Source organism: Paraburkholderia aromaticivorans (assembly GCF_012689525.1).
Classification (GTDB): domain Bacteria; phylum Pseudomonadota; class Gammaproteobacteria; order Burkholderiales; family Burkholderiaceae; genus Paraburkholderia; species Paraburkholderia aromaticivorans_A.
Map to the genome: position 1 here is coordinate 394860 of NZ_CP051516.1, position 15843 is coordinate 410702.

16 protein-coding genes are annotated in these 15843 nt (G+C 63.1%); 5 read left to right on the plus strand and 11 right to left on the minus strand.

Going from position 1 to position 15843, the window contains the following annotated elements; genetic code table 11:
* Nucleotides 1-24 precede the first annotated feature (24 nt).
* The 11 genes from rapZ to kdsD form a co-directional block, all read right to left on the minus strand.
* Complete coding sequence (rapZ, locus tag HF916_RS29855) at nt 25-918, minus strand: RNase adapter RapZ (protein WP_168792500.1); 894 nt, start codon at nt 916-918, stop codon at nt 25-27.
* 97 nt (nt 919-1015) lie between these two features.
* Nucleotides 1016-1984, minus strand: a complete 969-nt coding sequence (gene hprK / locus HF916_RS29860) for an HPr(Ser) kinase/phosphatase (RefSeq protein ID WP_168792501.1) — start codon at nt 1982-1984, stop codon at nt 1016-1018.
* 127 nt (nt 1985-2111) lie between these two features.
* Nucleotides 2112-2627 (minus strand): PTS sugar transporter subunit IIA, encoded by a 516-nt coding sequence (locus HF916_RS29865; protein ID WP_168792502.1) that lies wholly within the window; start codon nt 2625-2627, stop codon nt 2112-2114.
* A 209-nt stretch (nt 2628-2836) separates the two neighbouring features.
* A protein-coding gene (locus tag HF916_RS29870) for an IS3 family transposase (protein WP_240975460.1) occupies nt 2837-4386 on the minus strand; the annotation gives its coding sequence in 2 pieces (ribosomal slippage) (nt 2837-3912 and nt 3912-4386; 1551 coding nt in all).
* 195 nt (nt 4387-4581) lie between these two features.
* The gene (gene hpf / locus HF916_RS29875; protein ID WP_168792503.1) at nt 4582-4938 is read right to left on the minus strand and encodes a ribosome hibernation-promoting factor, HPF/YfiA family; all 357 of its coding nucleotides are present in this window, start codon (nt 4936-4938) and stop codon (nt 4582-4584) included.
* A 170-nt stretch (nt 4939-5108) separates the two neighbouring features.
* Complete coding sequence (locus HF916_RS29880) at nt 5109-6620, minus strand: RNA polymerase factor sigma-54 (protein WP_168792504.1); 1512 nt, start codon at nt 6618-6620, stop codon at nt 5109-5111.
* Between the two features lie 187 nt (nt 6621-6807).
* Complete coding sequence (lptB, locus tag HF916_RS29885; protein ID WP_168792505.1) at nt 6808-7593, minus strand: LPS export ABC transporter ATP-binding protein; 786 nt, start codon at nt 7591-7593, stop codon at nt 6808-6810.
* Nucleotides 7590-8261, minus strand: coding sequence for a lipopolysaccharide transport periplasmic protein LptA (gene lptA, locus HF916_RS29890; RefSeq protein ID WP_168792506.1), 672 nt, complete (start codon nt 8259-8261; stop codon nt 7590-7592). Before lptA ends, lptB begins: the two co-directional genes overlap by 4 nt.
* A 20-nt stretch (nt 8262-8281) precedes the next feature.
* Entirely contained in the window at nt 8282-8890 is a 609-nt protein-coding gene (gene lptC / locus HF916_RS29895) for an LPS export ABC transporter periplasmic protein LptC (RefSeq protein WP_012431662.1), read from the minus strand.
* Nucleotides 8887-9447, minus strand: coding sequence for a KdsC family phosphatase (locus HF916_RS29900; protein ID WP_168792507.1), 561 nt, complete (start codon nt 9445-9447; stop codon nt 8887-8889). The genes lptC and HF916_RS29900 overlap by 4 nt, the downstream gene beginning before the upstream one ends.
* Nucleotides 9447-10430 (minus strand): arabinose 5-phosphate isomerase KdsD, encoded by a 984-nt coding sequence (kdsD, locus tag HF916_RS29905; protein WP_168792508.1) that lies wholly within the window; start codon nt 10428-10430, stop codon nt 9447-9449. The genes HF916_RS29900 and kdsD overlap by 1 nt, the downstream gene beginning before the upstream one ends.
* Before the next feature lie 161 nt (nt 10431-10591).
* Between kdsD and HF916_RS29910 the strand changes: the two genes are divergently transcribed.
* The 5 genes from HF916_RS29910 (at nt 10592) to purU (ending at nt 15809) form a co-directional block, all read left to right on the plus strand.
* Nucleotides 10592-12595, plus strand: a complete 2004-nt coding sequence (locus tag HF916_RS29910) for a monovalent cation:proton antiporter family protein (RefSeq protein ID WP_168792509.1) — start codon at nt 10592-10594, stop codon at nt 12593-12595.
* 84 nt (nt 12596-12679) lie between these two features.
* Entirely contained in the window at nt 12680-13246 is a 567-nt protein-coding gene (locus tag HF916_RS29915) for an adenine phosphoribosyltransferase (RefSeq protein ID WP_168792510.1), read from the plus strand.
* A gap of 80 nt (nt 13247-13326) precedes the next feature.
* A complete protein-coding gene (locus HF916_RS29920) occupies nt 13327-13941 on the plus strand; it encodes a LysE family translocator (RefSeq protein WP_168792511.1) in 615 nt (204 codons plus the stop codon).
* 34 nt (nt 13942-13975) lie between these two features.
* Nucleotides 13976-14839, plus strand: coding sequence for an NUDIX hydrolase (locus HF916_RS29925; RefSeq protein ID WP_168792512.1), 864 nt, complete (start codon nt 13976-13978; stop codon nt 14837-14839).
* A 100-nt stretch (nt 14840-14939) separates the two neighbouring features.
* The gene (purU, locus tag HF916_RS29930) at nt 14940-15809 is read left to right on the plus strand and encodes a formyltetrahydrofolate deformylase (RefSeq protein ID WP_168792513.1); all 870 of its coding nucleotides are present in this window, start codon (nt 14940-14942) and stop codon (nt 15807-15809) included.
* Nucleotides 15810-15843: the final 34 nt, after the last annotated feature.

Genomic DNA, 15843 nt, shown 5'->3' on the forward strand with positions numbered 1-15843 from the left:
GTTGAGGCCGCGCGATGCGGCCGGTTAAGCCACTAACTTCGATGATTCGCCGGCTTCGACCGGCGCATCGCGGTGCCGCACAATGACATTCGCCGACGATGCAAGACGCGCGGCGAGCGTCTCCGCAATGAACACCGAACGGTGCTGGCCTCCCGTGCAACCGATCGCGACGGTCAGATAACTGCGGTTGTCGTCGCGGAAATGCGGAAGCCACTTGGCGAGAAATTTCTGGATGTCGTCGATCATTTCATGCACGACCGGCAGCGCATCGAGAAAGTCGATCACCGGTTTGTCGAGGCCCGTGAGCGGCCTCAATTCATGATCGTAGTACGGGTTCGGCAAGGTGCGGACGTCGAACACGAAATCCGCGTCGAGCGGCACACCGCGCTTGAAACCGAACGACTCGAACATCAGCACGAGCCCCGAATCCTTCTGCTCGATGAAGCGTTTGACCCACGCGCGCAGCACGTTCGCGCGCAGATTGCTGGTGTCGATCTGATGGCCGAATTCGGCCAGCCCGGCCACGAGTTCACGTTCGCGTTCGATCGCTTCGGCGAGCGAGGTGAGCAGGCCGACGTCGGCGTCGTGCGAAGTGGAACCGGACAGCGGGTGGCGGCGGCGCGTTTCGGAGAAGCGTTGAATCAGCGACTGCGTGCTTGCGTTCAGGAATAGCACGCGCACGTCGTGGGCACGCGACAGGTCGCGGATCATGGCGGGCATTTCGTCGAGCGAGGCGCTCGAGCGCGCGTCGATCGCGACCGCGAGGCGGTCTTGCCCGTCCTCGGCGAGATAGGAAGCCAGTTGCGGCAGGAAGCGCGGCGGCAAGTTGTCGACGCAGTAATAGCCTGCGTCTTCAAGCGCGTTCAGGGCAACTGATTTGCCGGAGCCGGATATACCGGTGATCAGGATTATGCGCATGGAGTCGTCAAAACCGTACAGTTCATCATAGCATCTGGTCCCCGTGCGTGTACCCGCGGCCTGCTGTCGGCTGCGGGCACGGCAGGCTTTTGCGGACTCAGATCAGTTTGCCGGGAAACTGGCTGTCGGGGTCTTGCATGGCAAGGCGCTGGCGATCCATGAAGTCGCGCAGCGTGTCGATGCCGCGCAGTTGCAGGATCGTGTTGCGCACGGCTGCCTCGACCAGCACTGCGAGGTTTCGGCCGGCCGCCACCTGAATCGTGACCTTGCTGATCGGCAGGCCGAGCACGTCGACGGTCTGGCTTTCCAGCGGCAGGCGCTGAAATTCGCCATCAGGACGGCGGACCAGTTGCACGATCAGCTTGAGCTTCATTTTCCGGCGCACCGCGGTTTCACCGAAAATCGTCTTGATATCGAGCAGCCCAAGGCCGCGCACTTCCAGCAGGTTTTGCAGCAGCGGCGGACAGCGCCCTTCGACGAAGTCGGGACCGAGGCGCACGAAATCGACCGCGTCGTCGGCAACGAGGCCGTGGCCGCGGCTGATCAGTTCCAGCCCGAGTTCACTTTTGCCGAGGCCCGAGTCGCCGGTGAGCAGCACGCCCATGCCGAGAATGTCGAGAAACACGCCGTGCAGCGTGGCGCGCGGCGCGAGAATCCGCGACATGTAGAGGCGCAGGCTGTCGATCACTGCGGCGGCGGACATCGGCGTAGTGAATAGCGGCGTGGACGAGCGCGTGCAGCGCAGGACCAGTTCCGGCGGCGCGGAGACGCCGCCCGCCACCACCAGAAACGGCGGTTCCAACGCGATCAGCTCGGCCATGTGGCGCGAGCGGTCTTCGTCGGTTTGGCGCTTGTAGTAATCGATTTCGGCGTCGCCGAGCACCTGGATCCGGTTCGGGTGGATCAGGTTCAAGTGGCCGACGAGGTCGGCGCTCGACGTGGCATTGGCGACCGATTCCGAAGAAAAGCCGCGCTCCCAGCCTTCATGCCCCGTCAGCCAGCTGAGCTTCAGCATGGCGGCGTTATCGTCGAAAATGCTTTGGGCGTTGATGCTGGACGTATCCATGAGTCAGTGACTCCAGTGTGGGCCGCTTGCCGGACAAAGCAACGGCCGCGCTAGCGCGGGCCGCTTACCTTGCCAGACGGTATCCGCACGTGGGCGGATCACCGGCGTGCGGATAACCGCCGATGCATCAAGGTTGCCACTGAGTGAGCAGGCGGTGCAATGATTCGCGGTCTTCTTCCGTGTGCAGGCGCTCGCGGGCGTCGCGATCGGACAGCAACTGGGCGATTTCCGAAAGGATTTCGAGGTGCTGTTGAGTGGCCTGTTCGGGCACGAGCAGGAAGATGAGCAGCGAGACCGGCTGACCGTCGGGCGACTCGAAGGGGATGGGTTCGGCAAGACGGACGAACGCGGCGAGCGGCTGCTTCAAGCCTTTGATCCGGCCATGCGGAATCGCCACGCCCTCACCAAGGCCAGTCGATCCGAGGCGCTCGCGCGCAAACAGATTGTCAGTGACCGTGCTACGGGCGATGCCGTTCTGGTTCTCGAAGATCAGGCCCGCTTGCTCGAACACGCGTTTCTTGCTGGTGACCGATAGTCCGACGACGACGTTCTCGAGGGGAAGAAATTTGGCTAAACGATTCATGTTGACAGGCGAAAACGTGGCCTGGGTTCTCCTCGCTGGGGCGTTTGAGTGGCGTTCCATTCGTTTGATGCTCACGGCGACGTGCGTCGGAGTCCGAAAGCGCAGGACTCCGGCCGACTGACTTCCGCTTGAGCTTACCTGACCCCGATGGTAACCGGAACATTATAGAACAGGGTAGCCACGGATGGTGCGGCGCGCCATCAATGCGTATTGAGTTCTTTTGACGCGCCGGCACGGTGTGTGTCAAGGTAGTTGTCGCCAGAACCGCGTTACGCTGCCTGCCTGTACATTTTGGCTGAGGCCGAGGTTCGTTCCGGATTCAGATAGACCGCGTCTGTCAGGTGCCAGTTGCGGATGGCCCCTGACCAGCGCGCCGGGTTTTGCATGCGCGCGCTGCGGTACAGCGCACGCCGTCGGGCCAGCAGGTCGTTGGCTTCGCCGCGATGCCGCTGGCCCGGGCTGACATACTTCAGGCCGCTGTGGCAGTGCTCTTCGTTGTACCACTGCACGAAGCGCTGCACCCATTCCCGAGCCGCCTCCAGCGTGTCGAACGGCTGCTCGGGCCACAACGGACAGTACTTTGCCGTGCGGAATAGCGACTCGGCAAACGCGTTGTCGTTGCTCACGCGCGGCCGGCTGAACGAAGGCTGCACACCGAGATCGATCATCGCCGCGCGCATGGTGGCACCTTTCATCGCACTGCCGTTATCCGAATGCAGCACCAGCGGCCGCCCGGCGAGGCCTTCACGCAAACATCCCTTGGCCAGCAGGACGCTCGCATGCTCGGCCGACTCCTGCTCCCAGACCTCGTTCATCACCAGTTTGCGGCTGTAGATGTCCTTCATCATGTACCAGTAGAAGTACCGGCCCCTGACTGTGGTCGGCATCCACGTAATATCCCAGCACCACACCTGATTCGGACCCTGCGCACAATGCGTCGTGAGCGTGCGTCGTCGCGGGGCTCGCGCACGGCCTCGACGCTGGCTTTGTCCTGCCGCTTTCAGCACCCGGTAAAACGTCGATTCGGATGCCAGATAAATCCCTTCATCCGCCAGTTTCGGCACAATCTGGTGCGGCGTCAGACTCGCGTAGCCCGGGCGGTTGGCTGCGTCGAGCACGGCCTGACGCTCGGCCTCACTGAGCTTGTTGGGCGGTGCCGCACGCTTCACCTGGGTGCGCCCGTCCTGCGGCGACAGGCGCCAGCGCTGGACACTGCGCACGCTGAGCCCCAACTGCTCGCATGCACGCGAGCGGCGTGCCCCATGCTGTACCGCTTCATCGATCAACTGCATGGCTTCATCGCGATCCGGGCTGCTGATCAGTCTTCCTCTTCCTTGCCCCAGATCGCTTCGGCTTTTTTTCGCAGGTTCAGCAACGCCGCTGCCTCCGCCCGCGCGGCATCGCTGCGCCTGAGCTGGCGCTCCAGCTCACGGATGCGTTTGTGAGCGGCCTTTGCTTCATTGCGCTGGGCAGCCGTTGGCTTTGTTTCAGGCGCTACGTTGGCCTGCTCGCACGCCTCGCGCCACTGCCGGATCTGCTCCGGATAGATGCCCTTGCTGCGACAGTACTGGGAGGTCTCGGCCTCGTTGAGCGACGCCGTCTCCAGCACCACCCTGAACTTGTCGGCGCTTGACCACTGATCGCTGGTTCTGCCATTACCCGGCATGAATACCCCTGCATCCCTTGCATGTTGCCGCCAGGTCCGTAGCGTCACCGTGGTGATGCCCGTCGCTCCCGCCAGCTCAACGACCGCACGATTAAACGGCGGCATCATCTGTTTGATTACCCACTCCCGGGTTTCCGCTGAATAGCGTTTCATCTTCCATTCGCTGTCCGCCCCCCATCTTTACACTAATCGGTTCGGGTGAGGCGACAACTAGCCTGACATGGAGGGGGCACATGCTGCGACAACACGCGAGAAGCAGCGTCCGGAAACAAAAAACCGCCCGGTTCCGGGCGGTTTGCTGGTTAAGGGAAAAACGAGGAGCCAATCAAGAACGCCTTCTGGTTTCCCTTATTGCGGCGGCACGTCTAGTTGCGGCGCCGGTTGATACTTGATCGCGTCATGCGCATGGCCTTGCAGGCGATCCTTATGGCGAATGACTTGCCGGTCAAGCTTGTCGATCATCAGATCGATCGCAGCGTACAGGTCGCTGTCACAGCTCTCGACAAAGATGTCCTTGCCCTTGAGATGCAGGTTGATTTCAACCTTTTGACGCTTTTCCTTTTCCTTGTGGTTGTCGACCGAGAGGACCACACTGCCGTCGATTACCTGATCGAAATGTCTTAGCACCCTATCCAGTTTGGTGATCACGTATTCGCGCAACGCAGGCGTTACTTCGAGGTGGTGTCCACTGATCTGCAGATTCATAGTGCTTCTCCAAGCTAATGGCCGCTTGGTCCGCACGATGACGAAGGTCCGGTCGATCTGTCGGCTTGCCTGAGTCGCCCCCCGGTGACTGACTTCTGGCAGGTCGCATCGGCCGGCCTGTCCGCCAACTGCGGAGCGGCCGGTAAATGCCCGCCACGGAAGGCGACGGGCTACAGAGACTTGCGCAGGTTGACTGCGGGGATCTTAAGAGCTTCACGATACTTCGCAACGGTACGCCGTGCGACCACGAAGCCCTGTTCCGCCAGCAGTTCGGCTATGCGACTGTCTGAAAGAGGAGATTTCGGGTTTTCCGCTCCTATCAGTTGCTTGATGAGCGCGCGGATCGCCGTTGAAGACGCCGCGCCGCCCGTGTCAGTCGAAACGTGTGATCCGAAGAAGTACTTAAATTCAAGCGTCCCGAATGGGGTCAGCATGTATTTACCGGTTGTCACACGCGAGACAGTTGACTCGTGTAGGCCCAGCGTATCAGCAATTTCCCGCAAAACCAAGGGGCGCATGGCAATTTCGCCGTGGACAAAAAAGCTCTTCTGACGTTCCACAATTGCCTGCGCGACGCGCAGAATCGTCTCGAAACGCTGCTGGATATTTTTGATCAACCAACGCGCTTCCTGCAGTTGCTGGCGCAACGAACCACTGCCCGGATCGCCCCGGTTATTGCGCAGAATATTCGCGTATAGATGGTTAATGCGCAGCTTCGGCACGACTTCCGGGTTCAGCTCGGCCTGCCAGCCCTGTGCCGTTTTGCGCACCATGATGTCCGGCACGACATAGTCCGCTTCGGCCTTGCCGTAGGCGGCGCCGGGAAACGGCTCGAGCGAGCGGATCAGCACATGCGCATCACGCAGATCGTCGTCGTTGGCCTTCAGATGCTTGCGCAGACGCGTGAAATCGCGCGCCGCGAGCAGTTCCAGATGGTGGGCGACGATGTCGAGCGCGAGCGTACGCGTAGGCGAGCCATCGAGCCGCAATAATTGCAGCTTGAGACATTCCGACGCGGAGCGCGCGCCGACCCCGGCCGGGTCGAAGCTATGCAGCAGCGCAAGCGCGGCGTTCATTTCGTCGAGATCGACTTCGAGCTCTTCGGGCAGATCGGCCAGCACTTCTTCGAGCGTGGCGGCAAGGTAGCCGTCGTCGTCGAGTGATTCGATCAGGAAAGTGATCAGCGCCCGATCGCGCTGGCCCGCCTGGGTGACGCGCAATTGCGCCATCAGGTGATCGCGCAGCGAGGTGCTCGATTCGTGGATTTGCAGCGGCGGAAGATCGTCGTCGTCCGAGGCGTTGCCGGAGCGGCCGTAGTCGTCGAGATTCCATTGCGACGCGTCGCCGTTACCGTCGCCCGCGAGGCCGTTGTATTCGTCGACGCCCTGCGGCTCGCCGTTCTCGGCGCGCTCGCTGCTGGACGAGGACGATGTATTGCCGCCCATCTGGTCGGGCGGCGCGGAAGAGTTGGGCGCCTGCGCGATCAGCGAGCCGTCGGCCGCTACGCGCAACGGGCTCGCGATCCAGTCGTCCTCGTTTTCGAGGAGTGGATTCTGCGAGATCGCCATTGCGACTTCTTGCTGCAATTCGAGCGTAGACAACTGAAGCAGCCGGATGGACTGCTGCAGTTGCGGCGTCAGCGCAAGATGCTGCGATAGGCGGAGTTGGAGGCTGGCTTTCATGGCAAGTTGAGATTCATTGTAGAGAGTTTGCCACGACCGCGATACCTTGCGACATTCGCAATTACGCGTGCGCCTGTTTTAGGCGGCGACGGGCGCAAAACGGCCCAGCTCAAAAATGCGGATGTGCGGTTGCCGCATGGAGGGGCCGGCGGGTGCGCGCTCGCACTGCCGGTAATCCCTCATGCGCTTACATGCGGAAGTGCTCGCCCAGATAGACGCGCCGCACGCTTTCGTTTTCGATGATGTCGCTCGGCGCGCCGGCGGCCAGCACGCTGCCGTCGCTGATGATGTACGCGTGATCGCAGATGCCGAGCGTTTCACGCACGTTGTGGTCGGTGATCAGCACGCCGATATTGCGCTGCTTCAGAAATTTAACGATCTTCTGAATTTCCAGCACGGCGATCGGGTCGACGCCCGCGAACGGTTCGTCGAGCAGAATAAAGCTCGGATTGGTAGCCAGCGCCCGGGCGATCTCAACCCGGCGGCGTTCGCCGCCCGACAGCGACAGCGCCGGATTCTCGCGCAAATGCGCAATCTGCAACTCGTCGAGCAAGGCTTCCGTGCGGCTCGTGATCGCATCCTTGCTGAGCCGCTTGCCGCTGTCTTCGTGCTGCAACTCCAGCACCGCGCGAATGTTTTCTTCGACGCTGAGCTTGCGGAACACCGATGCTTCCTGCGGCAGATACGACAAACCCAGCGAAGCGCGCTTGTGGATCGGCAGCAGGCTGATCGACTTGCCGTCCAGATCGATCTCGCCCGCGTCGAGCGGCACGAGGCCGACGATCATATAGAACGAAGTAGTCTTGCCCGCGCCGTTGGGGCCAAGCAGACCGACCACTTCGCCGCTTTTCACGTCGAGCGACACGTCTTTGACGACCGTGCGCGAGCCGTAACGCTTCTTCAGGTTGCGCACCACCAGCGAACTGCTGGTGCCGGCCGGCTTGCGATTGGGGAGGGACGCTGACGTGCTCACTGGTTCGGCGCTCCCTGGATCGTCGTGGATGGCGCGAGCGTGGCCGACGCGCCGTTCAGCGGCGCTGCGCCGCCATTGCGCGGCGACAGCATGGCGCGCACGCGGCCGGTCGGGTTGCCCGGGCCGGCGACGTCCTTGCCTGCCTTCGCGGTATAGAAGTCGTTCTGGCCGTCATACGTAACGACGCTGCCGTGCACCTGATCCATCACCGTGGAGAGGCCTTGCAGGCGCTTTACGGTGGCGTCGGTGGTGAGCGTGGTCAGATCCTGCTTGCCGTCGTAGTCGATCCGGATGGCCGTGCCTTCGATGTATTCGTCGAGGCCTTCGCGTTTCTGGCGGAAATACGACAGATTGCCGCCGCTCGAGGTGCCGGTGGCGTACTGATAGCCCTGCGGGTCTTGCGTCACTTCGACACGGTCGGCCTTGATCACGATCGTGCCTTTGGTGGCGACCACATGGCCGGTGAAGATGTTGACCTGCTTCAGGTCGTCGTAAGTCATGTTGTCCGCTTCGATGTTCAGCGGCTTGTCTTTGTCGGCACGGTCGGCGTGCGCGAGCGGCGCGAAGCCGGCGAGCGGCAACGCGACGATCAGCGCAGCGAGTCCGGCGCGCCACGCGGACAGGGTGCGCGAGCGGCCGGTATCAAAACGGGGGAACGATTCGTTCATGCAGTCACGCCTGGAATGGATTACCCGGGTTGCTTGGGCGAGCTGCCGCCTGCTTCGGACGGGGCGATGTTGCCTTTCACGTTGCCGAACAGCTGCATCACCCGGGTGACGTTGTTGTAGTTCATGCCGCTGGCAGTCATCACCGACATGCCGCGCTGAAGTTTAACCGGCTTTTCGGTCTCGATCACATCGTCGTTGACCAGCACCCTAAAATGCTGCGAATCCGCTTGCATCTGCGGATCTCCGTAGCCGGGCGCCCGCACGATGCGCGCGTTGTCGTACAGATCGACGATCGACGCGTCGCCGTTCACCTTGCCGGTATCGCCGGTTGCGGTGACGATCGGCTTGCCCGGCTGGAACGCGCGCATGGCCGGTTTGACCAGGTCGCTCAGCTCGTCGTCTTCGTAATGGATCAGCGACTGGGCGGTCAGCCGGTATTGCGTCGAGCCCGACTGATCGAGTTCGGACACCGAGAAGTTGTCGGCGAAGTAGTCCGGCGTGTGCTCTTTGGGGCGCACCACGCCTTCGTTCTGCCGGGGCAGAGTGGCTTGCAGCAGCCACCACGTGATACCGGCGAGCGCAGCCATGGCGACCAGCGGAATCAGTGACGTCAGGCGAAACTGGTTCATCCGACGAGGCCCCGCTGTTCGCCGCTACAGGCGGCCGCGAGCAGCGCTTCGTATTTGTGCTGCGCGCGCAGCAGCGTATCGACGACTTCACGCGCTGCGCCGTGGCCGCCACGTGCCTCGCTGACCCAATGGGCGCGTGCGATCACCTCAGGATGCGAGTTGGCCGGCGCGGCGGCGAAGCCGACCTTCAGCATCACGGCGAGATCGACCCAGTCGTCGCCCATGTAGCCGCACTGTTCGGCCGTCATGCCGGTTTGCTGCAACAGGTCCGCGAAAGCCTGAGGTTTGTCCTGCACGCCCTGATAGACGTGCGTGACGTTCATTTCCTTCGCCCGCGCCGCCACGATGCCCGACTTGCGCCCGGTGATGATCGCCGTTTCGATGCCGGCCTGGCGCAGCAGCTTCATGCCGTGACCGTCCATCGAATTGAAGCCCTTCATCGTGTCGCCTTCCGCCGTGAACAGCAGGCCGCCGTCGGTCAGCACGCCGTCGACGTCGAAAATCATCAGCTTGACGCGGCTTGCGCGTTCGGTCGCGGTGAGAGGAGCGATGGCCATCAGATCACCTTCTTCGAGAACAGGTCGTGCATGTTGAGTGCGCCGATCAGCTTGCCTGCTTCGTCGACGACCAGCATCTGATTGATGCGGTGGCGCTCCATCAGTTCCACGGCTTCCACCGCGAGTTGATCCGGACCGATGGTACGCGGGCCGGCCGTCATGACCGAGGCGATCGACAGTTCGCGGAAATCGCCGTCGCGTTCGAGCACGCGGCGCAGGTCGCCGTCGGTGAAGATGCCGGCGACGCGCTCGTCCTGATCGACGATCGCGGTCATGCCCATGCGCTTGGCGGTCAATTGAAACAGCGCGTCGCGCACGGTAGCGTCGGGCGTGACCTTCGGCACCTGGTCGCCGGTGCGCATCACGTCGCGGACATAGGTGAGCAGGCGCCGGCCGAGCGCGCCGCCCGGATGCGAGCGCGCGAAGTCGTCGCGGCCGAAGCCACGCGCGTCGAGCACCGCGACCGCGAGCGCGTCGCCGAGCGCGAGCGCGGCGGTGGTGCTGGCGGTCGGCGCAAGATTCATCGGACAGGCTTCTTTCGACACACCGGAATTCAGGTGCACGTCGGCCAGTTGTGCGAGACTCGATGACGGACGGCCCGTCATGGCAATCAGCTTCGCGCCAAGGCGCTTGATGAGCGGCAAGATCGCCACGAGTTCTTCGGTTTCACCGGAATTGGACAGCGCGAGAAACACGTCGTCGGCGGTGACCATGCCGAGGTCGCCGTGACTGGCTTCCGCTGGATGCACGAAGAACGCCGGCGTGCCGGTGCTGGCGAGCGTGGCCGCGAGCTTGCGGGCCACGTGGCCGGATTTGCCGATGCCGGAAACGACGACGCGCCCACGGCAACTCAGGATGAAGTCGACCGCCCCGACGAAACCATCGTCGAGTTGATCGCGAAGCGCGCGCACGGCGTCCGCTTCGATGTCGAGCACGTCGCGAGCGAGCGCGAGTGCCCGGTCGCCATTGATTTTCGCTATCATTCGCGAAGTATAGCAAAGGCGCTTGTTCGCCGCGCCGGGCCTGCTGTGCCAAGCCGCTGCCTTTATTGCTGCCTTTACCGGCCCCTCAACCTTGTCGCACGGCGTTTCGCGTGTGCGGTTCCGCTGACGAACGAGGACGCTTTGCCGATGCGTTTTTGCCGATGATTTCCCCCCTCGAAATGACGCTGTTCCTGCTGCTGGCATCGGTGGTGGGCGTGGTGCTGTTTCGCTTTCTGAATCTTCCGCCGATGCTCGGCTATCTGACGGTGGGCATCGTCGTCGGTCCGCATGCGTTCGGTCTGATTCCCGACTCGCAGGGCGCGCAGAACCTCGCCGAATTCGGTGTCGTGTTCCTGATGTTTTCGATCGGGCTGGAGTTCTCGCTCGCCAAACTGCGCTCGATGCGCCGGCTCGTATTCGGCCTTGGCCTGTTGCAGGTGATCGGCACGATCGCGGTAGCGGTCTCGCTCGGCTTCGTGCTGGAGCGCTGGGTGCACATCACGTGGAAAGCGAGTGTGGCGCTGGGCGGCGCGCTCGCCATGTCGTCGACGGCGATCGTCAGCAAGATGCTGGCGGAGCGGCTCGAGATCGAGACCGAGCACGGCCGCAATATCTTCGGCGTGCTGCTGTTCCAGGATCTGGCGGTGGTGCCGCTGCTGATTGTCATCGCGGCGCTGGGCGGCAATTCAGAAGATCTGGTCAGCTCACTCGGCGTGGCGGCCATCAAGATCGTGGTGGCGCTGTCGTTGCTATTGATTGTCGGGCAGCGCTTCATGACGCGCTGGTTCAACGTGGTGGCGCGGCGCCGTTCGCAGGAACTGTTCATTCTCAATCTGTTGCTGGTGACGCTCGGGTGCGCGTTCATCACGGACAAGTTCGGCTTGTCGCTCGCGCTCGGCGCGTTCATCGCCGGCATGTTGATCGCCGAGACGCCGTACCGGCATCAGGTGGAAGAGGACATCAAGCCGTTTCGCGACGTGCTGCTCGGGCTCTTCTTCATCACCACCGGTATGCTGCTCAATCCGCGCGTGATCTGGGAGCATCCGCTGATCGTGCTCGGCTTTCTGGTCGGCCCGATCCTGCTGAAGGCGGTCATGGTGACGGGCCTCTCGCGCCTGTTCGGCGCGTCGCCGGGCGTCGCGATGCGCACCGGTATCGGCCTCGCGCAAGCGGGCGAGTTCGGTTTCGTGCTGCTGAATCTGATTCTCGACAAACATCTCGTCGACGCCACCATGCTGCAGGCGATTCTTGCGGCCATGCTGCTGTCGATGCTGGCCGCGCCGTTCATGATCCAGAACGCGGACCGGATCGTGTTGCGGCTGTCGTCGACTGAATGGATGATGCAGTCGTTGCAGATGACGCGCATCGCCACGCAGAGCCTCAAACAAAGCGGCCACGTGATCATTTGCGGATACGGCCGGGCCGGGCAGAACCTGGCGCGCATGCTGGAGCATGAAGGTTTGTCGTACGTCGCGCTCGACCTGGATCCCGATCGTGTCGCGGCGGCTGCGGCTGCGGGCGAATCGGTCGTATTCGGCGACGCCGGGCGGCGCGAGTCGCTGCTTGCCGCCGGGATCCATCGGGCGGCGACGATTGCGATCACCTATGCGAATACGCCGTCGGCATTGCGCGTGCTTCACAACATCCACGAACTGGAACCGACGCTGCCGGTCATCGTTCGCACCGTCGACGACTCCGATCTGGAAAAACTGCTGGCCGCGGGCGCGACCGAGGTGATTCCGGAAATCGTCGAAGGCAGTCTGATGCTTGCTTCGCACACGCTCGTGGTGATGGGCGTGCCGATGCGGCGCGTGGTGCGCCGGGTCGAGGAAATGCGCGATGAACGCTACGCGCTGCTGCGCGGCTATTTCCACGGCGCCGACGACGTGGACGACGACGACGGCCACGAACAGGTGCGGCTACAATCGGTGCCGGTCGACGAAAACGCGGACGCGGTGGGCCGTACCCTCGCGGAACTCGGTCTGTTCGATGTGGGCGTCGAAGTGACGGCGATTCGCCGGCACGGCATTCGCGGCGTCGAGCCGGACCCGTCCACCAAGCTGCGCGCGAGCGACATCGTGGTTTTGCGCGGTCTGCCCGAACAGTTGGCGGAGGCCGAGGAACGGCTCTCAAAGCATCGGCGCGCGGGCGCCGCCGCGGCCTGACGTCTGCGTCCGGCAAGGTTCGCCTGCCGGGCCGCCGCTGGTTTAGTTTTTCATCGGACCTGTCGAGGTCCATCCGGAGACATCATGTCCAACGCGCTTGCGAGCGCGCCGCTCGATGCGGCCGATTACATCAAAAGCCACATTCGCACGGTGCCCGACTGGCCGCAGCCGGGCGTGCAGTTTCGCGACATCACGCCGCTCTTGCAGGAGCCGAAGTCGCTGCGTGTGCTGATCGATCTATTCGTGCAGCGCTATATCGACGCGAAGCTCGACTACATTGCCGGGCTGGACGCGCGCGGTTTCATCATCGGGCCGATTCTCGCGTACGAACTGAACCTCGGCTTCATTCCGATCCGCAAGGCGGGCAAACTGCCCTACAAGCGGGTCGCGCAATCGTATGAGCTCGAATACGGCACGGCGACCGTCGAGATTCATGAGGACGCCTGCAAGCCAGGCGACCGCGTCGTGATCATCGACGATCTGATCGCCACCGGCGGCACGATGATGGCCGGCAAGATTCTGCTCGAGCGCCTGGGTGCGGTCGTGGTGGAAGGCGCGGCGATTATCGATCTGCCCGAACTCGGCGGCTCGAAGCTGCTCCGCGAGGGCGGCCTCGCGCTCTATACGGTGACCGGATTCGACGGTCATTGATCGCACGCGGTCGAGCCGCTGCGAACCCGCAGTACAGCCGCTGTGAACTTCTTCTTCTCGCCCACAAGAAGGTAAGAACGATGCCTAACTTTCTGCTGTTTCTCGCCACTTCGATCGCCATCACCATGACGCCCGGCCCGGACAATTTGCAAGTGCTCGCGCGCGGTATCTCGCAGGGCCGCGCGGCGGGGCTCGTCGCGGCGCTCGGCTTTGCGGCCGGCATCACGTTTCACACGACGCTCGCCGCGCTCGGCGTGGCCGCGTTGCTGCGCTCGTCGCCGGCGGCCTTCGAATTCATCAAGCTGGCCGGCGCCGCGTATCTAATCTGGATCGGCATCAAGGCGCTGCGCAGCCAGGGTCTCGCGACCGCGCACGAACGCGCGCCGCAGCCATTGATGGCGGTGTTTCGCCAGAGCGTGCTCGGCAATCTGCTGAACCCGAAGGTGACGTTATTCTTCGTCGTATTCCTGCCGCAGTTCGTGCAGCCGCACGGCGCGCAGAGCGTCACGCTGCAGATGCTCGAACTCGGCGTGCTGTTCATGCTGCAGACGGTGGTGGTGTTTTCGCTGTTCGGCGTGTGCGCGGGGATGATCGGCGGTTGGCTGAAACGCCGTCCGCGTGTCGGTGTGTGGCTGGATCGCCTGGCCGGCGCCACGTTCATCGCAATCGGGATTCGCGTCGCGTTGCGTGATTGATTGGATTCCGCCGACAGTTAGTTTGGAGCTTTAAATGACTTTGCCATGCATCACCGCTGCGCGCCGCTTCGACGTGCAGGCGCATGTGCCGTTCTGGATCGACGCCGAACAGGTCGGCTGGATCCGCACGAGCGATGTGCCGCTGCTCGCGCGCTGGCCCGATGTGTTCGATATCGACAGCGGCCGCGTGACGCTGGCGTCCACGTTCAATACCGTGGATTTGCGTAGCGCCGCGCTCGGTTCCGTGATCGGCGCGCTCGCCGCCGAAGACCGCATTCCCGGCTGGCGCAACGAGACCTACGCGATCCGCAATGCGTTCGATGCGCCGCCGCTCGCCTATATCGAACGCGCGGCGTCGCGCTTCTTCGGCACGATGACCTACGCGGTGCATCTGAACGGCGTCGTAGAATACGCGGATGGGGCGCAGTCGAAGGGCGCGCCGCAATTGTGGATCGCGCGCCGCAGCGACACCAAGGCGACCGACCCGGGCATGCTCGACAATGTCGTGGCGGGCGGGATCGGCTGGGGCTTCGGCGTCGAGGAAACGATCATCAAGGAATGCTGGGAAGAAGCCGGCATTCCCGAGGAGATCGCCGCCCGCGCCGTGGCGGGCCGCACCGCGCATGTGCTGCAATCGTTGCCGGAAGGCACGCAGGCCGAACAGATTTTCATCTACGACCTCGCGCTGCCGGCTGATTTCGCGCCGCGCAATCAGGACGGCGAAGTGGGTGAACACCGGCTCGCGCGCATCGACGAAGCGGCGCGCTGGATCGAGGAGGGTGCGATGACCGTCGACGCGAGCCTGGCCACGCTGGATTGCCTGCTGCGCCGCCGCTGGATCGATGAAGACGCGTGCGCCGGCATTGAGGCCTTGCTCGTGCCGCCGCTCATCGCCTGAGTGCCGCATCGGTGCGCGCGCAACGACCATGCCGAAACACGCTGCATCGAACCAGACACACCGAACAAACCACGCATTGAAGAAGGGAGTCACCCAGGTCATGTCGACCGATCACAGCTTTATCCTCAAACTGTCGTGCGCCGACCGGCCCGGCATCGTTCACGCCGTGTCGGGCTTTCTGTTCGAGCGTGGCAGCAATATTCTCGACTCCGCGCAGTTCGGCGACAGCCGCACCGGCGAGTTCTTCATGCGCGTGCATTTTCAGCAGGTGGGCGGCGATCCGGGGCTGGAGGCGTTGCGCACGTCGTTTGCGTCGCTCGCCGAGCAGTTCGGCATGCGCTGGGAATTGCACGATGCGTCGGTGAAGCCGCGTGTGGTGATCATGGTGTCGAAGATCGGCCATTGCCTGAACGATCTGCTGTTCCGCTATCGCACCGGCCAGTTGGGTATCGAGATTCCGGCGATCATCTCGAACCACAAGGAGTTCTACCAGCTCGCCGCCAGCTACGACATTCCGTTCCATCATTTCCCGCTGATGGGCGCCGCGCCCGATGCGAAGGCCGCGCAGGAAGCGCGCGTGCTCGAAGTGATCGACGAGCATCAAGCCGACCTGGTCGTGCTCGCGCGCTACATGCAGATTCTGTCGCCGAAGCTGTGCGAAGCGTTGACGGGCCGCGCGATCAACATTCATCACTCGTTCCTGCCGAGCTTCAAGGGAGCGAAGCCGTACTACCAGGCGTTCGACCGCGGCGTGAAACTGATCGGCGCGACCGCCCATTACGTGACGACGGATCTCGACGAAGGTCCGATCATCGAGCAGGAAGTGGAGCGCGTCGACCACAGCATGACGCCGGAGCAGTTGACGGCGATCGGCCGCGACGTCGAGTGCGTGACGCTGGCGCGCGCGGTGAAGTGGCACGTGGAGCATCGCGTCGTGTTGAACGGCAGCAAGACGGTGGTGTTTCGCTAAAGCCGTTGCTAGCAGGTTTCGCGGTAGAGGGCGG